Below are 25,259 nucleotides of genomic sequence, written 5' to 3'. Positions count from 1 at the left end.
GGGTTCAGCCCTCGCGTTTTTCAAAGTCGATGCGCGGATCAACAACCACATACATCAGGTCAGACAGGATACCGACCACCAAGCCGATGAGGCCAAAGATGAACAGTGTGCCGAAGACGATCGGATAATCCCGTGCGACCGCCGCTTCGAACCCCAGACGGCCCAAGCCATCAAGGCTAAAGATCGTTTCGATGATCAGCGAGCCGCCAAAGAACACGCCGATAAACACCGCTGGAAAGCCCGCGATCACAATCAGCATCGCGTTGCGGAACACATGGCCGTACAGCACTTTGCGTTCTGACAGGCCTTTGGCCCGCGCAGTGACGACATATTGCTTTTTGATCTCGTCGAGAAAGCTGTTCTTGGTCAGCAACGTTAGCGTCGCAAAGGCCGAGATGGTCGAGGCCAGCACCGGCAGCGTAATGTGCCAGAAGTAATCCGCGACCTTGCCCAATGGGCTCAGCTGGTCAAAGTTATCCGAGGTCAGCCCCCGCAGCGGGAATATCTGCCAATAGGACCCGCCCGCGAACAGCACCAGCAGCAGGATCGCGAACAGAAAACCGGGAATCGCATAGGCCGCGATAATCGCGCCGGAGGTCCATGTATCAAAGGCCGTGCCATCCTTGACCGCCTTGCGGATGCCAAGGGGGATCGACACCAGATAGGCGATCAACGTGGACCAAAGCCCCAACGTGATCGACACGGGCAGCTTTTCCTTGATCAACTCGATCACGCTGATCGACCGGAAGTAGCTGTCGCCGAAATCGAACCGCATGTAATTCCATAGCATGTTCACGAACCGCTCTACCGGTGGTTTGTCGAAACCGAACTCTTTCTCAAGCTCTGCGATGAATTCGGGCGGCAGTCCCCGTGCACCTACGTAATTCTCGTTGCCGCCGGTATCGACCGCGTTGCCCGCATCCGATCCCCCGCCCGAGAACCCTTCAAACACGTCACCACCGCCCTGAATACGCGCGATCGCCTGTTCAACAGGGCCACCCGGCACAAACTGTACCAGTGCAAAGTTGATCAGCATGATCCCAAGCAAAGTCGGTATGATCAGCAACAGCCGTCGAAGAATATATGCGCCCATGGCCGGCGTTTACCTCAGTGCGCCCGCAGCGCGCAAGGCGTCTGCTTTGTCCGCGTCGTACCACCAGAAATCGAGATAGCCCAAAGCGTAAGGCGGCTGCGTTTCAGGGTGTTCGTACTGGTCGTAATAGGCGGTCCAGAAACTGTCGTTATACCAGGTCGGGATCATGAAGAATTCATAGCGCAGTGCCCGATCCAGCGCCATCAGGCTAGCGTCCTCTTCCTCTTTCGTGTCGGCCGCCAGCGACGCGGTCACAATCGCATCCACCAGTGGGCTGGCAAGCCCCGCAGGGTTGAACAGCGAATAGGCCGCCGCCTCTGACCCATAGCGTTGTTCCAGCCCGGTGCCCGTGCCCAGAAACGCACCATAGCTGTCATAAACCATGTCATAATCGCGGTCCCGTTCGCGGGCCGTGTATTGGGAACTGTCGACTTTCTCGAGCACGGCATCAATGCCCATGTTCTGCAAATTCGACATAAAGTTTTCAATCACCGCCGACAGCGTGGCCGATCCAGACGAGTTCAACAAAAACCGCAGCTGCAAGGGTTTGCCCTGCACATTATAGCGTTTGCCGTCATCGCCCACGGCCCAACCGGCCTCGTCCAGCAGTTTCATCGCGCGGCGCAAGTTGCGACGGTCCGACAGGCGGCTCGCATCCGACGTATGCGGCACTACGGCGTCTTGCGTCAGCAGTTCGGGCGGCACGACATCGCCAAGGCTTTCCAGCAGCGCCAGTTCGGCCCCTTGGGGCGTGCCCGTGGCCATCAGCGGGGTATCTTGGGTAAACGATGCACGCGGTTTAAACAGCCCGTATTGCAGCGATTCATTGGTCCATTCAAAGTTGAACCCCAACGCTACGGCCTCGCGCACGCGCTTGTCTTGCAACACCTCGCGGCCAAGGTTGAACACGATGCCCGAGGGCGTGGGCGGCGACCCGTCGGGAATATCCTCTTTCACCACCTGCCCTGCGGTCACCTTGGGGAAGTCGTAGGATGATGCCCATTGTTTCGAGCTGCCCTCGGTACGGAAGGTATATTCACCCGCCTTAAAGGCCTCGAACGCGGAATTTTCATCGCCGAAGTATTCCACGCGGATTTTATCAAAGTTGTTGCGGCCCACGTTGAACGGCAGGTCCTTGCCCCAGTAATCGGGGTTGCGCTTGTAGACGATCCGACGGTTCACATCGATGCTGTCGATCATATACGGGCCAGACCCGGGCGAGGTTTCAAGCCGCGATTCGTCGAGCCGCGCGCCGGTTTCCTCGTACCATTTTTTCGACCATGCAGGCACACCGCCGACCTGTTCGATCAGGCTGCGGCGCGACACGCCGGGGCTGAAATAGAACTTGATGGTGTAATCGTCGATCACCTCGACCTCGGGGATCAGCTTGCGCACTGCATCGGCATAGGATTTCAGCCCCTGATCCAGCAGCAGGTTGTGGCTGAAGGCGATGTCATGGGCCGTCACCGGATCACCGGTCGAGAATGTGGCGTCCTTGCGCATGTGGAACACCACCCAGTCCTTGCTCTCGGGGTATTCAAGGCTCTCGCACAGCAGGCAATAGGCTTCGCCGTAAACATCGGCGGGCACGGTCTCTCCGCCAACGCCCTCGCCCAACAGGCTTTCGTACATTACCGTGCTCAGCGCGCCGCCGCGGCCCTTGCGTGAATAGGGGTTCATCGAATCAAACGTCCCAAGCGTCGAGATTGAAATCTCGCCGCCTTTGGGTGCGTCGGGATTCACATAGTCGAAATGGGTGTAATCGGCGGGGTATGTCAGATCGCCATAAAAGGAATAGCCATGCGCGGTGATGATATCGCCGCTGCCTTGTGCGGCATCCTCCTGCCCCCAAGCTGTCCCGCCCAGCATCGCCACCCCAAAGACAAGTAAAGCCGCGCCAGCGACGCGCAGCATGGGGGTTTGCGATTTTGTGTCAGCACGGGCATGGGTCCGGGGCATCGGGCGTATCCTTTATAACAACGGGCGTTAGGCGGTGGTCGCCGCGGCAGATGACTGCCGGATACACGCTAACGGCCCGACCGCCCAAGTTACAAGTTGCGAATATGTTACCTGACTGAAAACAGGGCACTTCACAGCAAAAGGCCGCCCACGAGGGGGCGGCCTTGCATTCGGAATATAGGATGGATCAGTTGTCCAGGCTGTCGAGATAGGCGATGACATCTGCCCGGTCTTCGATCTTGGGCAGACCTGCAAAACCCATCGTGGTGCCCGGTGCAAAACCCGCAGGCTTGGTCAGGAACGCGTTCAGGTTTTCAGGTGTCCATGTGTCCGCGGCTTTCTCAAGCGCGCCGGAGTAGGACGCATACCCGTCAGCGGAATCAACCGGACGCCCGACAACACCGTAAAGGTAGGGACCAACCGCATTCGCACCGTCTTCGGCCCTGTGACAAGCGGAACATTTACGGAAAACCTTTTCGCCTTTGGACGGATCGGCGGCCGCCATAATCTCGGCAAAATCGACTTCTTCTGCGGGCTCTCCGCCAGCGGAGGCATCAGCCACTTCAATCACATAGCCCTGTTCGCCATGCGAACCCGCATTATAAAGCTCTTCGCCCGCGAATTTGCCAAGCAGAAGGACAAGCCAAGCGCCAAACAGGCCGGCAGCGATTTTGGTAACGGTCATTGTATCGAACATGCGTGAAGGTCCATCGTTGGTATTCGGGCATCGTATTGCAGGCGTATCTATTGCTTTCCCTTCGTCGGGGCAAGGTGTAGTTACCGCGACCAAACGCCATAGTTGGCAACGGCTTGAAGAAGGATGCCCCTAATGACCCATAAAACCGCGCCGCGCATCGCGTTTCAAGGCGCTTTGGGGGCCTATAGCCACGAAGCCTGCCTGCAAGCCCGCCCCGACATGATCCCCGTGCCCTGCATGACCTTCGAAGGGGTGATCCGCGCCGTGCGCGAAGGCCGCGCCGATCTGGCAATGCTGCCGGTCGAGAACTCTACCTACGGGCGCGTCGCGGACATTCACCGGCTTTTACCACAAAGCGGGCTGCGTATCATCGGCGAGGCATTTGTGCGGGTACGCATCAGCCTGATGGCCCATGACGGTGTGAAGCTGGAAGACATCAAACACGTGCGCGCGCATATGGTGTTGATCCCGCAGGCGCGCAGCTGGCTGGACGCCCATGGCATCACCTCAGAGGCAGCGGCGGACAGCGCGGGTGCGGCGGCTGATCTTGCGGTGTCGGATGAACGTGACGTGGGTGTGCTGGCAAGCGAGGTCGCGGCGGATATTCACGGGCTTAAGGTGCTGGCCCGCGACATCGAGGATCTGGATCATAACACCACGCGCTTTTTGCTGATGTCACCCGAGCTGGACCAGACCCGCCGTGCGGACAATATGCTGACCACCTTTGTGTTCCAGGTGCGCAACATCCCCGCAGCGCTGTACAAGGCCATGGGCGGCTTTGCGACGAATGGCGTCAACATGACCAAGCTGGAAAGCTATATGGCGGGCGGGTCGTTCACGGCGACGCAGTTCTATGCCGATATCGAAGGCCACCCCGAAGACCCCGCCGTCGCCCGAGCGATGGAAGAACTGGAACACTTCACCAATGTGATCGAGATTCTAGGCGTCTACCCCGCGCATCCCGACCGCCACGGAAAATAAGCGCGTCAAACCCCTTAGCGGGGTTTGTGGTAGCGTTCTTCCATGTCCTTGGCGTAGTCGCCGACGCGTTTCTTGAACTTCTTGGTCAGCGCGTTTTTGGCCAGCTTCAACGACTGCACCAAAAGACGCGCCGACAGGTTTTGCGGCTTGAGGTCAAGTGCTACCATGATCCGGGTGCGGCTGCGCGACAGCGCGACCAGATCAAAGCTCATATCGCCGGTCAGCCCCTGCGACCGGGTTTCCAGCTTCATCTCTGTCGGGCGTTCGAAACGGTCCATCTCGACCTGAAGCGCGCGGCGCTTGCCGCGCATGTCAAAGGCAGCTTCCCACTGCATCCCCGCCCCCGGTTCTGCTAGCTGGTCCACGCGCTGGACCTCGGCACCGCGGCGCATGGCGGCACGTTCGAACTGGTCAAATTCGCACAGCATCTCGAATACCGCATCAATCGGCGCGTCGATGTCTTCTTTGGTGGAAAATTTCATGTTCTGCCTTGTCCGTCGTCTTTCCCGAAGGTTGCCTTAATCCAGCGTATCCGCAAGCCAGTTTTGCAGCAAGAAATGGGCGATTGCCCCTTTGCGGGCCGGTTTGATTGTGGGGTGCTGTCCGGCGAAGACATCCATCATCTCTTCTTTGGTGACCCACATCGCCGCTTCGATTTCCTTGGGGTCGATGGTGATCTCGCTGCTGGTCGCCTCTCCGGCGCAGCCGAACATCAGCGAGGCGGGAAATGGCCAAGGCTGGCTGGCAAGGTAGCTGACGGTGCCAACCTGAACACTGGCCTCTTCAAAGACCTCGCGGCGCACCGCGGCCTCCAGCGTTTCGCCCGGTTCGACGAACCCCGCCAAAAGCGAGAACATACCCTCGGGCCAGCCCGGCGACCGGCCCATCAGGACAGAGTTGCCATGGGTAATCAGCATGATCACAACCGGATCGGTGCGCGGGAAATGCGAGGCGCGGCAAGCGGGGCAGTTGCGTTGCCAGCCTGCGTCATTCACCACCGTTTCAAACCCGCAGCGCGCGCAGTACCCATGGCTATCATGCCATGCCAAAATCGCCTTGCCCGTCGCGGCCAGTTCGGCGTCGCGCGGGGTGAGCCATGTCATCACCTGACGCATTTCGACAAACACAAAGTCGGGCGGCAGCATCGGGTGGCGCTGTTCGCTTTGATCCACAAAAGACCCCAGCTGGCGCGGATCGAATATCTCGTCCGGCATCCACGGTGACAGGTCATAGGCAAAGCGCGCAGCACCGTCTTCGCGCCCCAGCAAGATCGGGGCGGAACCGGCATCGGCGAGTGCGGGATGATCCAGTGGCAAACGCACCAAAGACGCGGGGCGCGCGGGGTCGACCAACACCTTGCCGCGCCAGAACAGAATGGCGCGGGCGGCATCATCTGCACGCAGTGCGGCCACGGCGTCTTTGTCGGCGCGGACCTCTCCGGCACGGTCCAGCGCGGACCCTCCGAAAGTCACCGTTTCAGCGTGCTTCATGCGTATCCTCCCGATTGCGTGGTACATGCCTATTGGCCAATTCCAGCGATGCCAAGGCTGCATGATCCCCCTGCCCGATAAAAACGCATAGGGAAAAACGCCTTTGGGTCCGTCTTGCATCCCACCGGACCCTATACTATATGGGCGGTGAGAGGTTGGTGCGGGCAGGTGCCTCGCCAACCCGGTCAGATCCGGAAGGAAGCAGCCGTAACGAGACCCACTTGGGTCGTTATCAGCCTCTCACCCCTGCGTATTTTGCAAGGCAAAATACGCGTCGCCCCGCAGGGTCATCCAAAGGATGGCACGAGAGGGGCAGCCCACCCCGCCTTAACAATATCTGCTTATTGCCCCTGCCCCGATGTATTTGATCATCGGCATTTTGGCACGGCCGAAAGCAACAGGTCAGGTTACCCATGGGTAACTTAACCTGTTGTTTATAATAGTTATTTTTTCGTTATGGCGCCGAACGCTCTTACAGTTGCTCTGCGGCAAAGGTATCGCATTGCCCGACCTGACCGCTGTCAAACCCGCGCTGGAACCAGCTTGAACGCTGCTCGGACGTGCCATGGGTAAAGGTGTGCGGCTGCGGGACACGACCGGCCTGACGTTGCAGGTGGTCATCGCCGATCTTGCGGGCGGCATTCAATGCCTCGTTCAGATCGCCACGCTCCATCAGACCCTGAACGTTTTTGGCCCATATGCCGGACAGGCAATCAGCCATCAGTTCAAGCCGGACCGTCAGCGCATTCGCCTCAGTGGTGGAGGACTGGCGACGCAGCGCATCAACCTGAGGCAGGATACCCAATTCATTCTGCACATGGTGGGCGACCTCATGCGCAATGACATAGGCGGCGGCGAAATCCCCGCCTGCCCCCATGCGCTGCGCCAGAAGATCAAAGAATTGCGTGTCGATATAGGCTTTTTCATCCGCGGGGCAGTAGAACGGGCCCGTCGCACCAGAGGCACCGCCACACGCGCTTTGCGTCACATTTGAAAAGACGACGAGCTTGGGCGGCACATAGTCACGGCCCAACTGCTGTGGGAAAATCTCGCCCCAGACGTCTTCTGTGGTGGCCAGAACCTGTGCGGTAAATTGCGTGGCTTCGCCGTCACTTTCAGACACGGGTGCGCCCTGCTGGGTTTGCGGCGCGCCCCCACCACCAAGCAAGGGTGATACGTCTATTCCGGTAAAATACCCGATTGCCAGCACGGCCAGAACGCCGACGATCCCCAGACCGCCCGCACGACCGGCACCCCCACCGCCCCCGCCGCGGCGCACCTCTACGTTTTTGCTTCGTCTGATGCCACGCAACCGCATAATTCTGTCCCCGCAATGTCAAATATTATTGTCAGCGTAACGCGCGAGGCGCACAATAGTTCAATGAATAAAAGCAATGAACTGGCCGAGAACCGCACCGATTGGGCCGAAGACCGCACGATTCTGGCGAATGAACGCACCTTTGCGGGATGGATGCGCACGGGGATGGCGTCGCTTGCCGTAGCGATCGGGCTTAAGGCGGTGTTTGGGGATTTCGACCCGACATGGGCCGCGAAAGCCGTCGCCTCGATCTTTGTCGTGGCGGCGGTCTATATCTTCTGGGCGGCCCATGATGCGGCGACCAAGACGCTGGACCGGCTGAACGACCACCATGCCAATGCGCAACCCAATGCGCGGATGAAGACGCTGGCGGTGATTTTCAGCTTTGCCTCGGTTGCGGTTGGCGGCATCCTTTGGATGCTCTAGGTTCAGGGCCTTAATCGAATCTTGCAGGATCGTCATGACAGCACCCTCTGCCTATCGCGTATTGGCCCGCAAATACCGGCCTGAAACCTTTGCCGATCTGGTCGGGCAGGACGCGATGGTACGCACGCTGAAAAACGCGTTCGAGGCGGATCGCATCGCGCAGGCGTTCATCATGACCGGCATCCGCGGGACCGGTAAAACCACCACGGCGCGGATCATCGCCAAGGGGATGAACTGCATCGGGCCGGACGGCAATGGCGGGCCGACGACAGACCCCTGCGGTGTTTGCGAACATTGCGTCGCCATTATGGAGGGCCGCCACGTCGACGTGATGGAGATGGATGCCGCATCCAACACCGGCGTCGGCAACATCCGCGAGATTATCGACAGCGTGCATTACCGCGCGGCCTCGGCCCGGTACAAAGTCTATATCATCGATGAGGTGCACATGCTGTCGACAGGGGCGTTCAACGCGCTGCTGAAAACGCTGGAAGAACCGCCCGAGCACGTCAAATTCATTTTTGCGACGACCGAGATCCGCAAGGTGCCCGTAACCGTTCTGTCGCGGTGTCAACGGTTCGACCTGCGCCGGATTGAACCCGAGGTGATGATCGCGCTAATGCGCAAGATCGCCACGGCGGAGAATGCACAGATTGCCGATGACGCGCTGGCGTTGATCACCCGCGCCGCCGAAGGGTCGGCGCGCGATGCGACGTCGTTGCTGGATCAGGCGATCAGCCATGGCGCGGGCGAAACAACGGCCGTGCAGGTGCGCGCCATGCTGGGGCTGGCGGATCGCGGGCGGGTGCTGGACCTGTTCGATATGATCCTGCGCGGCGATGCGGCCGGCGCGCTGAACGAGCTGGGCAACCAGTATTCGGATGGGGCCGACCCGATGGCCGTGCTGCGCGATCTGGCCGAGATCACCCACTGGGTATCCGTGGTCAAGATCACCCCCGACGCCGCCGAAGATCCCACCGTTTCCCCCGAAGAGCGCACCCGCGGCGTGACCATGGCCGAAACCTTGCCAATGCGCGTGCTGACCCGTCTGTGGCAGATGCTGCTGAAGGCACTGGACGAAGTCGCCAGCGCCCCGAATGCAATGATGGCCGCCGAAATGGCAGTGATCCGCCTGACCCATGTCGCCGATCTGCCCAGCCCGGAAGAACTGGCGCGCAAGCTGGCCAACGCCACGCCGCCGCCTGCCTCGCCACAAGGTCCGGGCGGGGGTGCCACGGTGCCTTCGGGGAATGGATCGACCGGCGCAATGGGCAGCCAGCAGATGTCGGGCGGGCCTGCGGGCGGCGCGACGATGGCAGCGCTTGCACCGGCCGTGTCCTCGGCGCTGGCCCAATATCCGAGTTTTGAACATGTGGTCGAACTGATCCGCAGCAACCGCGACGTCAAGCTGCTGGTGGAGGTCGAAACCTCGGTCCGCCTTGCCGCCTATCAACCGGGCCGGATCGAATTCACCCCGACAGATTCCGCCCCCCGCGATCTGGCGCAGCGCCTTGGCACGCGGTTGCAACTGTGGACCGGCAACCGCTGGGCGGTGACCATCGTGGGCGACAGCAGCGCCAAAACCATCGCCGAAATCCGCGACGCCAAGGAAAACGCGCTGAAATCGCAGGCCGAGAACCATCCGCTGATGCAGGCCGTCATGGCGAGCTTTCCGGGGGCCAAGATCCTGTCGATCCGCACGCCGGAGGAAATCGCCGCCGCCGCTGTGTCCGAAGCGCTGCCCGAGGTCGAAGACGAATGGGACCCCTTCGAGGACGACTGAGCCTGCCGGTCTCGTCGCCGCCTCTCTGGCCTCTGCCCCCTTGTCGGACCGCGGCAAAGACCGCATATACATAGGCAAATATAGCTACAGGAGACGACCACATGCTTAAAGGTTTGGGTGCCATGGGTGACATGGCCAAAATGATGAAAACCGCGCAGCAGATGCAGGGCAAGATGGCCCAACTGCAAGAAGACATGCACAATATCATCGTCGAAGGTGAATCCGGTGCCGGTCTGGTCAAGGCGACCTGCACTGCCAAGGGCGAGCTGAAGTCGCTAGATATTGACCCGTCGATCTTTAACGGCGACGAGAAAGAAGTCGTCGAGGACCTGATCCTCGCCGCGATCAAGGACGCGCAGACCAAAGCTACGGATCGCGCCCAGTCCGAGATGAGCAAGCTGACCGAAGGCATGGGTCTGCCCGCGGATATGAAGCTGCCGTTCTGATCCTTCCAAATGGGGTTAAATCCTCGCCGAAGGCATTAGAACTCTTTCACACCAACGCCATGGGGGTCCACGGATGAGCAGCACACGCGACATTGATGCGCTCATCGACCTGATGGCGCGCCTGCCCGGATTGGGGCCACGCTCGGCCCGCCGGGCGGTGCTGCATCTGATCCGTAAACGCGCGCTGTTGCTGACCCCCTTGGCCGATATGATGCAGACCGTGGCGGCGACGGCGCGTGAATGTGTCAACTGCGGCAATGTCGGCACCACGGACGTCTGCGATATCTGCACTTCGGAAAAACGCGCCAATGGCGAGATTTGCGTCGTCGAAGATGTCGCCGATCTATGGGCGATGGAACGGTCCGGCGTGTTCAAGGGGCGGTATCATGTGTTGGGCGGCACGCTGTCGGCGCTGGATGCCATTGGTCCGCAGGAATTGCGCATACCACGCTTGATCGATCGTGTGCGTGAAGATGCCGTATCCGAGGTTATTCTCGCGCTCAACGCCACCATCGACGGGCAAACCACGGCGCATTACATCGCCGACCAGCTGGAAGGTCAGGTGCGGTTGACGTCACTGGCCCAAGGGGTGCCCATCGGCGGCGAGCTTGACTACCTCGACGACGGGACGATCACTGCGGCGATGCGGGCGCGCAAGTCGCTCTAGGGCTTTAAGCCATCTTTAATCTTTTTGCGCTGCCAAGCGCTGCCGCATCTGCGCAAGTTCGATCAGGGCTGCGTCGCGCTCTGCCTCCAGCTGGGTAATGCTGCGGCCTGCGGCTTCGGTGTTCACACCCTCTACCAGTCGCGCGCGGGTGTCGGCGTCCAGTGTGGGCGAGCCTAAGCTGTCCCAGCGTTTTTGCTGGCTTGGCCCCAAGTGTTCGAGATAGCCCGCCATGCCCCCCACGCCCCCGCCAAGGTGATAGGCCATATGCGCCCCCAAGACCGACCAGCGCAGCCCCGGCCCGTTGACCAGCGCCATGTCCACCGCGTCGACATCCGCGATGCCGTCGGCAACGATATGCACCGCCTCGCGCCACAGGGCCGACGACAGACGGTTGGCAATATGCCCTACCGCGTCTTTTTTCAATCGCACGGGGGCGGAGCCGAGACTGCGGTAGAATGCTTCGGCCCAGTCGACCACTTTCGGGTCAGGGCCATAGAGCTCAACCAGCGGCACCAGATGCGGCGGATTGAACGGGTGGGCGGTGATCAGACGGTCGGGGGAGCGCATCCCCGGTACAAGGTCCGACCACGGGTGCGCCGAGGTGCTGGAGGCGATGATCACATCGCGCGGCACCGCCGCTTCGATCTGGGCATAAAGCCGGTGTTTCAGCGGTATGTTTTCGGGCGCGTTTTCCTGAATCAGGACCGCGCCTCGAAGAGCGTCCTCTAATCTGTCGTGGACGGTCAGGTCGCCCTGCGGTGCAGCACCCGTCTTGATCTGTTGCAGCTGCGTCAAAGGCCCTGCCACGCGGGCGGCAAACCCGCCGCGGGCACCCGTGTCGGGATCCCATGCGCGCACAGTGTGGCCGGCATGCTGGAACAGGGCGGCCCAGCTGGCCCCGATTAACCCGCATCCCACGATCGCGACACAGCAAGGGGCCACAGCCGCAGCGTCCTTAGTCAAGCGACAACACCGTTTCTGCGCCGTTTTCCAGCACGTAGACGCAGCCCTGACGGTTCGAGAGCTGGCCCAATTCGTCGCGGCTAAGACCACAAAGCGCACCACGCAAAAGCTGCCCGCTGAGCCCGTGGGCAACGATCACGGTGGGTTCGGTCAGCGTGTCGACAAAGGCATTCACCCGCGCCTGAAACACGTCAAAGCCTTCGCCATCGGGTGCGGCGCAATAGAATTCCATATGCGGACTTTGCGGCGTGATGCCTTCGGGGAGGTTCTTGAAGATATCGGCGCGCAGGTGTCCTTCCCAGCTGCCGGCGAAAATCTCTTTCAGGCGATCGTCGGTCTGGTAGTCCCGCCCGCCGAGCGCGATATCCGCAGTCTGGCGCGTGCGTTTGAGCGGCGACACGATGCAGGGTGGGTTCTGCGCAAGGATCGGGGCCATCAGTTCGGCCTGTTGCTGCGCGTGGATCTTGCCCCGTTCAGACAGCACGGATTCGGTCTGGCCTTGCACCCTGCCCTCTGCGTTCCATTCGGTTTCGCCGTGTCGCAGGAACCAGACTTTGGGGTAGGATTTCATGATGACGGGCCTTTTATCGTGTTGAGCTTTCTAGCACTTTGGCTCAAGCGCCCGCAGAACGCCACCCACACAAAAATCAAGCAACAGATCGCGATATGCTAAGGGACTGTCGGGCACTTCGCTTTGCGCCAACCCTGCGATGCGGATGCCGCTTGCGACAATAGAAACCATCGAGGCCACGGTCAGCGACAACAGCGCGGCAAGCTGGTCGCGGCCGGCATCGGGGCATAAACGCTCCATCTCGTCGAGGTAGACGGCGGCGACACGATCATACAGCGGGCCGGCTTCGAGATAGTAGCGTTCGTCGGACACGATCCGCGCCACCAATTGCGCATAGGCGCGCCATTGTGGATCCCCGCGCGAGGCGATTTCGAGGTAGGGCGTAACATAGGCGTCGATCAGGGTTTCCAGCGTCAGTCTTTCGGTCGCTTTCAAAGCGGACAGCCTGGAGATACGCAGCGCATTCAAGGTTTCGACCCGGCGTTTCAAAACGGTCAGGAACAGTTCCTGTTTCGTGCCCCCGTGAAAGCCGACAACGCCAAGGGTCACGTCGGCCTCTCGGGCAATCTGGCGAATGCTGATCGCATCAAAGCCCCGTTCGGCAAAGCAACGTTCGGCGGCATCAAGCACCCGCTCGCGGGTAATCTCGCCTCGGGCGACGCGCCCGTCTTTGCTTGTCCCGTCTTCCCTTCGGTCAGTCATGACAGCACGGCCCCTTCAGTCAGGTCATATGGTCTATTGATCTGCATCCTGCGCAGTCTGGCAGTATCGGAATATGCCCTGCGTCTTTTATTATTGGTCGCATCGTGTTGTTTTACAAACGCTATCAATGTCCCAGCTTTTCAGGTCGTTAAGAGCGAATTCGGCAGCGCTTAGCGGTATCTTAACGTGTTTGCGACCCGAATTTGTAAAGAATCAGCTATTACCACAGGGAACTAGCACCCGATGGTTGAACCAGCGAACAGAGCGACACGGCATAGGCTAAGCCGCCGAACCTGCACGTGTATCACCGAAAACACTTTCAACTTGATTAATAGTATAGGGCACGACGTGATTCGTTTTGCATTCATCCGTTCCGCGCTATGTGAGGGTGCGATGGTTATCCTGCGCCCTTCGCCGCCGCGCAGTGTACTTTCCCCGCCCCGGAAGCGCAGTGGAGGTGGATATTTCAAACTAAGTGTACTATCGCATACCAAACTTTAGGAAAGGCTGGATACCATGGCTGACACGCAGACACCCGACATCATTTACACACAGGTCGACGAGGCCCCCGAACTGGCGAGCTATTCGCTGCTGCCGATCATCCGCAGCTTTGCCGATGCGGCGGGCGTTTCTGTGGGCACCCGTGATATTTCCTTGTCGGGGCGCATTCTCGCGGCTTTCCCCGACGCGCTGACCGATGCGCAAAAACAGTCTGACGATCTGGCGATCCTGGGCGATCTGGTGAAAACGCCCGACGCCAATGTGATCAAGCTGCCGAACATTTCGGCGTCGGTGCCGCAGCTGGTTGCCGCGGTTAAGGAATTGCAGGGTCAGGGCTACGCTCTGCCCGACTATCCCGAAGCCCCAAGCACCGACGCGGAAAAGAAAGCCCGTGCGGCCTATGACGCGATCAAGGGCTCTGCTGTGAACCCTGTTCTGCGCGAGGGTAACTCTGACCGTCGTGCGGCCAATGCGGTCAAGAAATACGCGATGGCGAACCCCCACTCGATGGGCACATGGTCCAAGGACAGCAAAACCAAAGTATCGTCGATGTCGGGCGGTGATTTCTTTTCGAACGAGAAATCGCTGACGCTCACCGACGCGCAAGCCGGTGCGGCCAAGATTGTGCATGTCGGCGCTGACGGGTCCGAGACCGTGTTGAAGGACGGCGTTTCTTTCCCTGCGGGCACTGTGGTCGACACCACGTATATGTCTGCCAAGGCGCTGGATAAATTCCTGGCCGAGCAGATCGAAGAGACCCAAAAAGAAGGCACATTGTTTTCGTTGCACATGAAGGCGACGATGATGAAAGTGTCGGACCCGATCATCTTTGGCCACGCTGTGCGTGAATACCTGAAGCCCGTGTTCGACAAATACGGTGACGAGCTGAAGGCGGCGGGTGTGAACCCGAACGCAGGCATCGGCGACATGATGGAGCGTATTAAGGACAACGCCGAGATCACCCAAGCCGTCAAAGACGCGATGGATGCACGCCCGCCGATGTATATGGTGAATTCCGACAAAGGGATCACCAATCTGCACGTGCCATCCGACGTAATCATCGACGCGTCCATGCCCGCGCTGATCCGCGCCGGCGGCAAAGGCTGGGGCCCCGACAATAAGGAACACGACACCAACTGCGTGATTCCTGACAATTCATACGCCCCCGTCTATGAAGAAAGCATTAATTACTTCAAAGAAACCGGCGCGCTGGACCCGACCACGTCGGGCACTGTGCAGAACATCGGTTTGATGGCGCAGAAAGCCGAGGAATACGGATCGCACCCCACCACCTTTGAAATTCCGGCTGACGGCACCGTGAAAATGATCGCCGCCAATGGCGACGTGATTTCCGAGCACAGCGTCGAGGCGAATGATATCTGGCGCGCGGCGTCTGCCCGTAAGGCCCCGATCGAAGACTGGGTACAGCTGGCCATCGACCGTCAGAAAGCCGAAGGCTGCGAAGCGATCTTCTGGCTGGACGAGAACCGTGCCCATGACGCAGAGCTGATCGCCTATGTAAAGCCGATCCTTGAAGCCAAGGGCGTGGCCGACAAGTTCCAGATCATGTCCCCCGCCAAGGCCACGCGCCAGACGCTCGAGACGATCCGCAAGGGCGAGAATTCGATCGCGATCACCGGCAACGTGCTGCGCGACTATCTGACCGACCTGTTCCCGATTTTGGAACTGGGCACCTCGGCCAAGATGCTGTCGATCGTCAAGCTGATGCAGGGCGGTGGCCTGTTTGAAACCGGTGCGGGCGGGTCCGCCCCCAAGCACGTGCAGCAGCTGGTTGAAGAAAACCATCTGCGGTGGGACAGCCTGGGCGAATTCTGTGCGTTGGGCGAAAGCCTGAAGTTCCTCGCGGACCAGAAGGACAACGTCAAAGCGGGCATCTTGGGCAAAGCGGTAGACGCCGCGACCCAAGGCATTCTGGACAATAATAAATCGCCATCGCGCAAAGTGGGCGAACCGGACAACCGCGCCAGCCACTATTACTTTGCCCTCTATTGGGCACAGGCGCTGGCAAGCCAGAGTGACGACGCCGCATTGGCCGAACATTTTGCCCCCATCGCGGAAAAACTGGCCGCGAATGAGGACAAGATCATGGCCGAGCTGGCCGAGGTTCAGGGCAAAGCGGTCGATCTGGGGGGCTACTTCCATTCCGACCCCGCCAAGACCGAAGCGGTTATGCGCCCCTCGGCCACGTTGAACGCCATCATCGGCTAAGGGTCACCTAGTTCAAGGCCGTTGCGCCCCGTCCTTTTACCGAAGGGCGGGGCGTTTTCATGTCTGCCCGCTTTTGGTCGGTGCAGATCGTTCGTCGGGCAGCCGGCTGCGCACTCGGCAAATAACCGTCCCGCGCCCAAGCTGTCAGTTGATCCCTGCGGGCAATCCTTCTATCGAAGAGAGCAATATTTAAACGCCGATAGATCAGGATATTTTCATGACCAAGCCGTTGAACAAAGTTACGCCGAACACATGGGAATTTCTGCGCGATCCGATGATCGTCCCCACCGGGTTTCGCGAATATGACGCGCGCTGGCAGTACCCCGAGGCGATCAACCTGCCGGGCATCACCGCGCTTGGCCTTGGTCTGGGCACGCAGATGCAACAGCGCGGGATCGAGCCCGTTATCGCTGTCGGCAATGATTACCGCGACTATTCCCTATCGATTAAAAATGCGCTGATTTTGGGCCTGATGCAGGCGGGTATTCACGTCAAGGATATCGGCCCCTGCCTGTCGCCCATGGCCTATTTCGCGCAATTCCATCTGGATGCGCCTGCGGTGGCGATGGTCACCGCCTCGCATAACCCCAATGGCTGGACGGGCGTGAAGATGGGCTTTGAACGCCCGTTGACCCACGGCCCTGACGAGATGGCAGAGCTGCGCGATATCGTGCTGGAAGGGCGTGGCGAACAGCGCGAAGGCGGCAAATATGAATTCGTCGATGGCGTGCGCGAAGCCTATCTGGATGATCTGGTGGGCGACTTCAAAATGACCCGTAAGCTCAAGGTCGTCTGCGCCACGGGGAACGGCACCGCAGCCGCCTTTGCGCCCGAACTGTTCCGCCGTCTGGGGGTCGAGGTGGTCGATAGCCACAACACGCTGGATTACACGTTCCCGCATTACAACCCGAACCCCGAAGCGATGGAAATGCTGCATGATATGTCCGACAGCGTGAAAGCCTCGGGCGCGGATTTCGCGCTTGGGTTTGACGGCGACGGCGACCGCTGCGGCGTGGTGGATGACGAGGGCGAAGAGATCTTCGCCGACAAGATGGGCGTCATCATGGCGCGCGACCTGTCCGCGATCTATCCCAACAGCACCTTTGTCGCCGATGTTAAATCAACCGGGCTTTATGCCTCTGACCCCGTGTTGCAGGCCAATGGCGCGACGGCGGATTATTGGAAAACCGGCCACAGCCACATGAAACGGCGGGTCAAACAGTTGGGCGCGTTGGCGGGGTTTGAAAAATCCGGCCACTATTTCTTGGCTGAACCCATCGGGCGCGGCTATGACTGCGGCATGCGCGTCGCGGTAGAGGTCTGCAAGCTGATGGACCGTAACCCCGACATGAAGATGTCGGACCTGCGCCGCGCCCTGCCGCATACGTTCTCGACGCCCACCATGTCGCCCTATGCGTCGGACGAGGACAAATACAACATCCTCGACCGGATCGTCGCCAAGCTGAAAGATGTGACTGAACTGGGTGGCCGCCCCGTGAAAGAGGTCGTGGCCGTGAACGGTGCGCGGGTGATCCTGGACAACGGCAGCTGGGGGCTGGTGCGCGCCTCTTCGAACACGCCGAACCTTGTGGTGGTCTGCGAAAGCTCTGAATCCGAAGAAGAATTGCGCGCGATCTTTGCCGATCTGGACGCGGTGATCCGGACAGAGCCGGACGTTGGCGATTACGATCAAACCTTCTGATTGCATCAAGACTCGCCAAAATCCTCTAAGTTGAGTAGTTACTGATGTGTCTGCCCCCTCGGGCAGGCACATTTTTTGTTTAGGGGCCCTGATGGTAAAACGCGCGCTGATCACCGGCATCACCGGTCAAGACGGGTCCTATCTGGCGGAGTTGTTGCTGGAAAAAGGATATGAGGTGCATGGGATCAAGCGGCGATCGTCATCTCTCAATACGCAGCGGATTGATCATATTTATCAAGACCCTCACGAGGATGACCCCGATCTGATCCTGCATTATGGCGACCTCACCGACAGTTCGAACCTGACGCGGATCATGCGCGAGGTGCAGCCGGACGAGGTCTATAACCTTGGCGCGCAAAGCCATGTCGCGGTCAGTTTCGAGACGCCCGAATATACGACAGAGGTGAACGCCAACGGGGCCCTGCGGCTGTTAGAGGCTATCCGTTTTCTGGGATTGGAAAAAAAGACCCGCTTTTACCAAGCATCAACTTCTGAGCTGTATGGCTTGGTCCAAGAGACACCACAGACGGAGGAAACACCCTTTCACCCGCGCAGCCCCTATGCGGTTGCCAAGATGTACGCCTATTGGATCACGGTAAACTACCGCGAGGCCTATGGGATCTATGCCTGCAACGGCATCCTTTTTAACCACGAAAGCGCCCGCCGTGGCGAAACCTTTGTCACGCGCAAGATCACGCGCGGCTTGGCCAATATCGCGCAGGGGTTGGAGGGGTGTCTTTATATGGGCAACCTCGACGCGCTGCGCGATTGGGGGCACGCCAAGGATTACGTGCGCATGCAGTGGATGATGCTGCAGCAGGACGTGGCAGAGGATTTCGTGATCGCCACGGGCGTGCAGTATTCCGTGCGCCAGTTCATCACGTGGTCGGCGGCTGAGCTGGGGATCACCCTGCGGTTCGAAGGGACGGGCGTGGATGAATATGCGGTTGTCGATAGCGTCAACGGGGGAGATGCCCCCGCGGTCAGCCCCGGAGATATGGTGATGCGCATTGATCCGCAGTATTTCCGCCCCGCCGAGGTGGAGACGCTGCTGGGGTCGCCCGCCAAGGCGAAGAAGAAACTCGGGTGGGAACCGCAGATCACCGCGCAAGAGATGTGTGCAGAGATGGTGGCGAATGATCTGAAAGTCGCGCGGCGGCATGCGTTGTTGAAAGAGCACGGGCTGGATCTGCCGATCCCGCTCGAGAACGGGTAGGCCCATGCGGAAGATCTATATCGCAGGGCATCGCGGCATGGTCGGGGGAGCGATCTTGCGGCAGCTACAGGCGCGCAAGGATGCTGGGGAGGCGTTGGAGCTGGTGACGCGCACCCGTGCGGAACTGGACCTGACCGATCAGGCGGCGGTGCGTGACTTCATGCGTTCTAAGGCACCGGATGTGGTGATCCTCGCCGCAGCCAAGGTTGGCGGGATCATGGCGAACAATACATATCCGGCTGAGTTCATTTACGAAAACCTGATGATCGAATGCAATGTGATCCATCAGGCGTTTGCGGCGGGGGTTCAACAGCTGCTGCAACTGGGCAGCTCTTGTATCTATCCGCGTGACGCGGCGCAGCCGATGGCGGAAGAGGCCCTGCTGACTGGCCCGCTTGAGCCCACGAACGAGCCTTATGCCATCGCCAAGATCGCGGGCATTAAACTTTGCGAAAGTTATAACCGGCAATATGGCGTGGATTACCGCAGTGTGATGCCAACGAATCTCTATGGACCGGGGGATAATTTTCATCCGCAGAACAGCCATGTTTTGCCCGCCCTGATCCGCCGTTTCCACGAGGCCACGCGCGACGGGGCGGCGGAGGTTGTGATTTGGGGCAGCGGCAAACCGATGCGGGAATTTCTGCATGTGGACGATATGGCGGAAGCGTCGCTGTTTGTGCTCGACCTGCCGCGTGACGTTTACGCCGCGAATACGCACCCCATGCTCAGCCATATCAACGTGGGCACGGGCCGCGATGTCAGCATCGCCGCGCTGGCGCAGATGGTGGCAGAGGTCACAGGGTTTGAAGGGCGGCTGGTGTTCGACAGGTCTAAGCCCGACGGGACAATGCGCAAGCTGATGGATGTCTCGCGGCTGGCCGATATGGGATGGCGCGCAAGGATCGATTTGGAAGACGGGTTGCGCGAAACCTATGATTGGTTTTTGGAGCAGGAAAGGCTGCGGAGCTAAATCACTCGCATTTGATTAATCTCTCGTTAGAATTTTTCAGATTTAATGCCCCGATGATGCAAGCCATTCTTCTTTGCGGCGGGTCGGGCACACGTCTTTGGCCACTGTCGCGCAAATGCTACCCCAAGCAGTTTGCCAAACTGATGGGCGACGAAAGTCTGTTCCAGATCTCGGCCCGTCGCCTGTCCGGCCCCGAATTTGCCGCTCCGATCATTGTGACGGGGGACCCGTTCCGTTTTATCGTGACCGAACAACTGGCGCAGGTCGAAATGACGGCGCAGGCGATCTTGATTGAACCTGACGGGCGCAATACCGCCCCTGCAATCATCGCCGCCGCACTATACGTCGCACAAACTGATCCGCAGGCGCTGATGCTGGTGGCCCCGTCGGACCATGTGATCCCCGATTGTGATGCCTTTGCCCAGACGGTGCAGGCGGCCGTTCCGCGGGCACAGGCTGGTGATCTGGTCACATTCGGCATAACGCCCACGCGGGCCGAAACGGGCTATGGTTATCTTGAGCTTGCCGCGGATGCAGACGCCACAGCCAAATCCCCGCAACCCCTTGCGCGCTTTATCGAAAAGCCGGACGGCCCGACCGCGACCGCGATGCTGGAGGGAGGGAATTTTCTGTGGAACGCGGGCATTTTCCTGTTTACCGCGCAGGCGATAATTGATGCTTACCACACCCACGCCCCCGACCTGATCAGCGCCGTCACCGCAGCGCTCAACGGGGCGGATTCGGATCTGGGGTTTACCCGTCTCGAGGCCGAGGCGTGGGGCCAAGCCGATGATATCTCTGTCGATTATGCAATCATGGAAAAGGCAGATAACCTGGCGGTGATGCCTTTCGCCGCCGGCTGGTCCGACTTGGGCGGTTGGGATGCGGTCTGGCTGGAAAGCGGGCCGGACACGGCAGGGAATGTCTGTTCCGACAATGCAACGGCGATTGACTGCGCGGGCACGCTGTTGCGGTCGGAAACCGACGGGTTGCAGCTGGTGGGCATCGGGCTGGACAATATCATCGCCGTTGCCATGGGCGATGCGGTGCTGGTCGCGGATAAATCGCAGGCGCAGCGGGTCAAGGAAGCCGTTGATGCCCTGAAGAAACGTGATGCGAGCCAAGCGGTGCAGTTGCCGCGCGATTACCGGCCCTGGGGGTGGTACGAAAGCCTTGTGATCGGCGGACGGTTTCAGGTGAAACGCATCGTTGTGAACCCCGGTGCCGCGCTCAGTCTGCAAAGCCACCATCATCGGTCGGAACATTGGATTGTGGTGGAAGGCACCGCAAAAGTCACTGTGGACGAGACGGTGAAGCTGATCAGCGAGAACCAATCGGTCTATATTCCGCTCGGGTCCGTTCACCGGATGGAGAACCCCGGCAAACTGCCCATGGTACTGATCGAGGTCCAGACCGGCAGCTATTTTGGCGAGGATGATATTATCCGCTACGAGGATGTCTATGCGCGGGGCTGAGGCTTCGTCTATCGCGAAAATGAAAAAAGCGCCCCCGGCTAGGGGCGCTTTCGCTTTTCAAGCTCAGTGCCGGATCAGCTGCGCGACAGGACGCTGGCAGGGCGCGCTTTGGCCAGACCACTTGTGATAAAGCCTGCTAGCACTGCTTTGATCAGGTCGCCGGGGATGAACACGGTGACAAGGGCAGCGGATTCAAGCAACGATTTGTCCAACGCGTTCGACAGGCCAATGATCCCGAAGATATAAAGCACGACGATCCCGCCGATGACCGAGGCGACCGCCGCAACGAGTGTCAGCGACGGCCCGTACCATTTTTCAACGATCAGGCCAGTGACAAAAGCCGCCACGGGAAAGCCGATCAAAAAGCCCGACGACGGCAGCATGAACGCGCCAAGCCCGCCGTTGCCACCCGCCAGAAGCGGCAGACCAAGGGCGACCAGCAGCAAGAAGAGCAATACCGCCAGCGCGCCGCGTTTCGCCCCCAGCACGGTCCCGCAGAGCATGATACCAAGACTTTGCGCCGTGATCGGCACGCCAAAGCCCAGCGTGAATTTAGGGATCAACGCAAGCGCTGCAATCAGGGCAGCAAACAGCGCGACGAGGGTCAGGTTACGTTCCATTGGAGAGGTCCTTTGCGTAAATTTGACAGCATGTATCCCCGCGATCCCGCAATTAAGCAAGCGTCGTGATCGTGACCAAAGGTCAGGCCTACATTATGCAACCGGCGCGGCACTCGCCAGCAGCGCAGACACGTCCAGATGTGTTTCCATGTGGTCGGCCAGCGCATCGAGCGTGTCTTCGACGGTCTGACTGTAGGAGGTCGGACCCGCAGTCAGCCCCAGCTGTTGCAACCACGCGCTGCGGAACGCGTCATTGGTAAACAGCCCATGCAGATAGGTGCCGCTGATCTTGCCGTCGCGCGACCCTGCCCCGTCTGGCACACCGTTGATGCGCGAGAACGGGGCGGTGCAATCGGGCCCCAAGGTCTGGCCGATGTGGATTTCATAGCCGTCGATCTGGGTGGCGGTCGCGGTGTGGTCTGCGGTGACGCGGGTCAGGGTCTTGTCCGGTGCCATACGGGTTTCGACATCCAGCAGGCCCAGCCCCTCTTCGCGGCCCGCAGGTCCCTCAAAGCCCTGAGGGTCCTCGATAAACCGGCCCAGCATTTGGTAGCCGCCGCAAATCCCCAGCACCGCGCCGCCGCGCCGAACATGAGCATATAGGTCGATGTCCCACCCTTGAGCGCGCAGGAACGCGAGATCGCCGCGGGTGGATTTCGTGCCCGGCAGGATCACCAGATCGGCGTCGGCGGGCAGCGGCGTACCGGGGGGCACCATGGTCAAGCGCACCGACGGCTCCGCCGCAAGCGGGTCAAGGTCGTCGAAATTGGCGATGCGCGACAGCATCGGGCAGACGATGTGGAAACCGCCCGCCGATGGGGCACGCGACAGGTCCACCGCGTCTTCGGCGGGCAGCAGATGGGCATTGGCGAACCATGGCAGGGTGCCAAAACCGGTCCAGCCGGTGCGGCGTTCAATCTCGCGGTAGCCGTCGTCAAAAAGGCTCACATCGCCGCGGAACTTGTTGACCAGAAAGCCGGTGATCATCGCCGCGTCCTCCGGGTCCATCACCACTTGGGTGCCGACAATCTGGGCGATGACGCCGCCACGGTTGATATCGCCGGCCAGCACGACGGGCACGCCTGCGGCGCGGGCAAAGCCCATGTTGGCAAGGTCGTTCTGGCGCAGGTTCACCTCAGCCGGGCTCCCCGCCCCTTCGACGATAATCAAATCGGCGCTTTGTCCGAGGATACCGAAGCTTTCGAGCACGGGGGCCATCAGCCCTGCCCGGGCTTTGCTGAAGTCACGCGCTTGCAGGGTGCTGTGGCGCTGCCCTTGCACGATCACCTGCGACCCGCTGTCGGTTTCGGGTTTCAGCAGGATGGGGTTCATATGCACCGACAGGGACCGCCCGCAGGCAATCGCTTGCAGGGCCTGTGCGCGGCCAATCTCTCCGCCATCGTCGGTGACGGCGGCGTTGTTCGACATGTTCTGCGGTTTGAACGGCGCGACGGAAAGCCCCCGACGCGTGGCCGCGCGGCACAGGCCCGCCACCAGCATGGATTTCCCCACATTCGATCCGGTGCCCTGGATCATGATAGCGCGGGTGGGCATGGCGGAACCTCGTGGTTTTCGTGCAGCCCTTGGTGTCAGTCCGCGGTGATCCCGTCAAGCATCCGCAACGCGCCGGCACGGGGGGCGGTCGCGGTAAAATCCGCGCAAAGCGGGTTTGGCCCCCGCGTTATGACAGCCGCTGCTTGACAGAGGCGGGCAAATGACCAATGCAGGGCGTATGTTGGTTCCTGTCCCAGACAGGCGAAGAGGGAACGCGATACGCATTGATCCAGCCTTGGGTCAGCGCCAAGCGCAGCCGCCCCCGCGACCGTGACCGGAGAGACCTTTCAACCACTGGCCCGATGGCTGGGAAGGTGAAAAGTTGCAAGGCAAGCTGCCTTAGATCCGCAAGCCGGGAGACCTGCCAGCATAGTTTGTAACGGGCGAACGGGGTGTTTCGCGACTGGCCTAGAACGCTGTTCGCATGTCGTTCGCTGCTGGCGATCCCCCTTGGCCCATCGACGTATGAGGCAAGATATGACCACCACGGATCAACCGGTCACCGTCACCATCTGCACCACCTGTCGCGCAGGTCAGATCACCTCCGAGGACGCGCCGCGCCCTGGGCAACAGCTGTTTGACGCGCTGTCGGGGCACCTGCCTGACGGTGTGCAGCTGCGCGGTGCCGAATGTCTGTCGGCCTGTTCGCGGGGCTGTTCGATGGTCCTGTCGGGTGGCCCCTCGCGCTGGACCTATGTGTATGGCGATCTCGACACCGACGCGCATTTGTCCGATATCGTGAATGGCGTTTCCGCCTATGCCCAGACCACCGATGGCGTGGTACCCTGGCGTGAACGCCCCGTGGTTTTCCGCAAACAATCCATCGCCCGCATCCCCCCACAGGAGCCTACCGAATGACCAACCTTACCAAAATTCCCGTCACCGTGATCACCGGTTTTCTGGGTGCCGGCAAAACCACCTTTATCCGTCACCTGATGGAGAATGCGGGCTCCAAGCGTCTGGCCGTGCTGGTCAATGAATTCGGCACCGCCGGTGTGGATGGCGATATCCTGAAATCCTGCGCGATCGACAACTGCCCCGCCGAGAACATTGTCGAGCTGGCGAACGGTTGCATCTGCTGCACCGTGGCCGATGACTTTATCCCCACGATCGAGGCGTTGATGGCTTTGCCGCAAACGCCGGATCACATCCTGATCGAAACCTCTGGCCTTGCGCTGCCCAAACCCTTGCTCAAGGCGTTTGACTGGCCCGCAATCCGGTCGCGCATCACCGTGGACGGCGTGATCACCCTTGCCGATGCAGAAGCTGTGGCGAGCGGGCAGTTCGCCCCCGATCTAGATGCCATCGCTGCACAACGTGACGCGGATGACAGCCTGGATCACGAAACGCCGCTGTCCGAAGTCTTTGAGGACCAGATTGCCTGCGCCGATATCGTGCTGCTGTCCAAGGCCGATCTGGCGGGCCCCGAAGGCGTAGAAGCCGCCCGCAAGGTGATCGAGGCGCATGCACCGCGCAAGCTGCCGATCATTCCGATGACCGAAGGCGTGATTGACCCGCGCGTTGTACTGGGGCTCGAAGCCGCCGCCGAGGATGACATCGACGCACGCCCCAGTCACCACGACGGGCATGATGACCACGAGCATGACGATTTCGAAAGCGTTGTGATCGACATGGGCGAAGTCGCCGATGTCGCCACGCTTGAGGCCGCCGTGCTGCGGCTGGCGCGCGAGCAGAAAATCCTGCGCGTCAAAGGCTATATCGCCGTTCAGGACAAGCCGATGCGTCTGCTGGTGCAGGCCGTGGGCGAACGTGTACGCAGCCAGTTCGACCGCCCTTGGGGGGATATGCCGCGCCGCAGCCAGCTGGTCGTGATCGCAGAGCATGATCACGTGAACGAAGCCGCGATCCGCGCGGTGCTAGAGGGCTAAACTG

General features: G+C 60.2%; 23 protein-coding genes, 1 other RNA gene and 1 riboswitch. Of the genes, 13 read left to right on the top strand and 11 right to left on the bottom strand.

Features of this window, described 5'->3' with window-relative positions; translation table 11 throughout:
• Positions 1 to 4 precede the first annotated feature (4 nt).
• The 3 genes from BLQ98_RS02000 to BLQ98_RS01990 form a co-directional block, all read right to left on the bottom strand.
• Entirely contained in the window at positions 5 to 1,093 is a 1,089-nt protein-coding gene (locus tag BLQ98_RS02000) for a microcin C ABC transporter permease YejB (RefSeq protein ID WP_093731683.1), read from the bottom strand.
• Between the two features lie 9 nt (positions 1,094 to 1,102).
• Positions 1,103 to 3,052: an extracellular solute-binding protein gene (locus BLQ98_RS01995; RefSeq protein WP_093731682.1), complete on the bottom strand. Its 1,950-nt coding sequence runs from the start codon at positions 3,050 to 3,052 to the stop codon at positions 1,103 to 1,105.
• 187 nt (positions 3,053 to 3,239) lie between these two features.
• Entirely contained in the window at positions 3,240 to 3,749 is a 510-nt protein-coding gene (locus BLQ98_RS01990) for a c-type cytochrome (RefSeq protein WP_093731681.1), read from the bottom strand.
• Between the two features lie 132 nt (positions 3,750 to 3,881).
• Here BLQ98_RS01990 and BLQ98_RS01985 point away from each other — a divergent pair, with 132 nt between their 5' ends.
• Entirely contained in the window at positions 3,882 to 4,730 is an 849-nt protein-coding gene (locus BLQ98_RS01985) for a prephenate dehydratase (protein WP_093731680.1), read from the top strand.
• 14 nt (positions 4,731 to 4,744) lie between these two features.
• Here BLQ98_RS01985 and BLQ98_RS01980 read toward each other — a convergent pair whose 3' ends face one another.
• Both BLQ98_RS01980 and nudC read right to left on the bottom strand, forming a co-directional pair.
• Positions 4,745 to 5,212 (bottom strand): SRPBCC family protein, encoded by a 468-nt coding sequence (locus BLQ98_RS01980; protein WP_093731679.1) that lies wholly within the window; start codon positions 5,210 to 5,212, stop codon positions 4,745 to 4,747.
• A gap of 36 nt (positions 5,213 to 5,248) precedes the next feature.
• Positions 5,249 to 6,220 carry an NAD(+) diphosphatase gene (gene nudC, locus BLQ98_RS01975; RefSeq protein ID WP_093731678.1) on the bottom strand — a complete coding sequence of 324 codons (972 nt, stop codon included), beginning with the start codon at positions 6,218 to 6,220 and terminating at the stop codon, positions 5,249 to 5,251.
• Positions 6,221 to 6,368: 148 nt separating this feature from the next.
• On the opposite strand from nudC, the gene ffs reads away from it, so the two are divergent.
• Positions 6,369 to 6,466, top strand: an RNA gene (gene ffs, locus BLQ98_RS01970) — signal recognition particle sRNA small type.
• Between the two features lie 226 nt (positions 6,467 to 6,692).
• Here ffs and ypfJ read toward each other — a convergent pair.
• Positions 6,693 to 7,538: a KPN_02809 family neutral zinc metallopeptidase gene (gene ypfJ / locus BLQ98_RS01965; protein WP_093731677.1), complete on the bottom strand. Its 846-nt coding sequence runs from the start codon at positions 7,536 to 7,538 to the stop codon at positions 6,693 to 6,695.
• A gap of 63 nt (positions 7,539 to 7,601) precedes the next feature.
• Here ypfJ and BLQ98_RS01960 point away from each other — a divergent pair, with 63 nt between their 5' ends.
• The 4 genes from BLQ98_RS01960 (at position 7,602) to recR (ending at position 10,860) form a co-directional block, all read left to right on the top strand.
• Positions 7,602 to 7,964 carry a DUF202 domain-containing protein gene (locus BLQ98_RS01960; protein WP_093731676.1) on the top strand — a complete coding sequence of 121 codons (363 nt, stop codon included), beginning with the start codon at positions 7,602 to 7,604 and terminating at the stop codon, positions 7,962 to 7,964.
• Between the two features lie 34 nt (positions 7,965 to 7,998).
• Entirely contained in the window at positions 7,999 to 9,747 is a 1,749-nt protein-coding gene (locus BLQ98_RS01955) for a DNA polymerase III subunit gamma/tau (RefSeq protein WP_093731675.1), read from the top strand.
• Between the two features lie 101 nt (positions 9,748 to 9,848).
• A complete protein-coding gene (locus BLQ98_RS01950) occupies positions 9,849 to 10,193 on the top strand; it encodes a YbaB/EbfC family nucleoid-associated protein (protein ID WP_005850050.1) in 345 nt (114 codons plus the stop codon).
• 73 nt (positions 10,194 to 10,266) lie between these two features.
• Positions 10,267 to 10,860 carry a recombination mediator RecR gene (recR, locus tag BLQ98_RS01945; protein WP_093731674.1) on the top strand — a complete coding sequence of 198 codons (594 nt, stop codon included), beginning with the start codon at positions 10,267 to 10,269 and terminating at the stop codon, positions 10,858 to 10,860.
• Between the two features lie 15 nt (positions 10,861 to 10,875).
• Here the strand turns inward: recR and BLQ98_RS01940 are convergent, their stop codons facing one another.
• The 3 genes from BLQ98_RS01940 to BLQ98_RS01930 are packed head-to-tail and all read right to left on the bottom strand — an operon-like array spanning position 10,876 to position 13,096.
• Entirely contained in the window at positions 10,876 to 11,823 is a 948-nt protein-coding gene (locus BLQ98_RS01940) for a 3-hydroxyacyl-CoA dehydrogenase NAD-binding domain-containing protein (protein ID WP_244148361.1), read from the bottom strand.
• Entirely contained in the window at positions 11,816 to 12,394 is a 579-nt protein-coding gene (locus BLQ98_RS01935) for a histidine phosphatase family protein (protein WP_093731672.1), read from the bottom strand. The genes BLQ98_RS01940 and BLQ98_RS01935 overlap by 8 nt, the downstream gene beginning before the upstream one ends.
• 30 nt (positions 12,395 to 12,424) lie before the next feature.
• Positions 12,425 to 13,096, bottom strand: coding sequence for a TetR/AcrR family transcriptional regulator (locus BLQ98_RS01930; protein WP_093731671.1), 672 nt, complete (start codon positions 13,094 to 13,096; stop codon positions 12,425 to 12,427).
• Between the two features lie 516 nt (positions 13,097 to 13,612).
• Between BLQ98_RS01930 and BLQ98_RS01925 the strand changes: the two genes are divergently transcribed.
• The 5 genes from BLQ98_RS01925 to BLQ98_RS01905 all read left to right on the top strand — a co-directional run bounded on the left by BLQ98_RS01925 (position 13,613) and on the right by BLQ98_RS01905 (position 21,192).
• Positions 13,613 to 15,826 carry an NADP-dependent isocitrate dehydrogenase gene (locus BLQ98_RS01925; protein WP_093731670.1) on the top strand — a complete coding sequence of 738 codons (2,214 nt, stop codon included), beginning with the start codon at positions 13,613 to 13,615 and terminating at the stop codon, positions 15,824 to 15,826.
• Positions 15,827 to 16,043: 217 nt separating this feature from the next.
• On the top strand, positions 16,044 to 17,528 hold the full coding sequence (locus BLQ98_RS01920; protein ID WP_093731669.1) for a phosphomannomutase/phosphoglucomutase: 1,485 nt from the start codon (positions 16,044 to 16,046) through the stop codon (positions 17,526 to 17,528).
• A gap of 91 nt (positions 17,529 to 17,619) precedes the next feature.
• Complete coding sequence (gene gmd, locus BLQ98_RS01915) at positions 17,620 to 18,744, top strand: GDP-mannose 4,6-dehydratase (protein ID WP_093731668.1); 1,125 nt, start codon at positions 17,620 to 17,622, stop codon at positions 18,742 to 18,744.
• Between the two features lie 4 nt (positions 18,745 to 18,748).
• Positions 18,749 to 19,717 carry a GDP-L-fucose synthase gene (gene fcl, locus BLQ98_RS01910; RefSeq protein WP_093731667.1) on the top strand — a complete coding sequence of 323 codons (969 nt, stop codon included), beginning with the start codon at positions 18,749 to 18,751 and terminating at the stop codon, positions 19,715 to 19,717.
• A 53-nt stretch (positions 19,718 to 19,770) separates the two neighbouring features.
• Positions 19,771 to 21,192, top strand: coding sequence for a mannose-1-phosphate guanylyltransferase/mannose-6-phosphate isomerase (locus BLQ98_RS01905; protein WP_093731666.1), 1,422 nt, complete (start codon positions 19,771 to 19,773; stop codon positions 21,190 to 21,192).
• Between the two features lie 74 nt (positions 21,193 to 21,266).
• Here BLQ98_RS01905 and BLQ98_RS01900 read toward each other — a convergent pair whose 3' ends face one another.
• Positions 21,267 to 21,812 (bottom strand): biotin transporter BioY, encoded by a 546-nt coding sequence (locus BLQ98_RS01900; protein WP_093731665.1) that lies wholly within the window; start codon positions 21,810 to 21,812, stop codon positions 21,267 to 21,269.
• 93 nt (positions 21,813 to 21,905) lie between these two features.
• A complete protein-coding gene (locus BLQ98_RS01895) occupies positions 21,906 to 23,366 on the bottom strand; it encodes a cobyric acid synthase (RefSeq protein ID WP_093731664.1) in 1,461 nt (486 codons plus the stop codon).
• 165 nt (positions 23,367 to 23,531) lie between these two features.
• Positions 23,532 to 23,749, top strand: a riboswitch (cobalamin riboswitch).
• A 94-nt stretch (positions 23,750 to 23,843) separates the two neighbouring features.
• Here BLQ98_RS01895 and BLQ98_RS01890 point away from each other — a divergent pair.
• Positions 23,844 to 24,224 carry a DUF1636 family protein gene (locus BLQ98_RS01890; protein ID WP_093731663.1) on the top strand — a complete coding sequence of 127 codons (381 nt, stop codon included), beginning with the start codon at positions 23,844 to 23,846 and terminating at the stop codon, positions 24,222 to 24,224.
• Complete coding sequence (gene cobW, locus BLQ98_RS01885) at positions 24,221 to 25,255, top strand: cobalamin biosynthesis protein CobW (RefSeq protein WP_093731662.1); 1,035 nt, start codon at positions 24,221 to 24,223, stop codon at positions 25,253 to 25,255. Before BLQ98_RS01890 ends, cobW begins: the two co-directional genes overlap by 4 nt.
• The last annotated feature ends 4 nt before the right edge of the window (positions 25,256 to 25,259 follow it).

The organism is Sulfitobacter litoralis (genome assembly GCF_900103185.1).
Taxonomy (GTDB): Bacteria; Pseudomonadota; Alphaproteobacteria; order Rhodobacterales; family Rhodobacteraceae; genus Sulfitobacter; species Sulfitobacter litoralis.
Note: the sequence above shows the minus strand (reverse complement) of the source record. Positions and strands in the feature narration are given on the sequence as shown.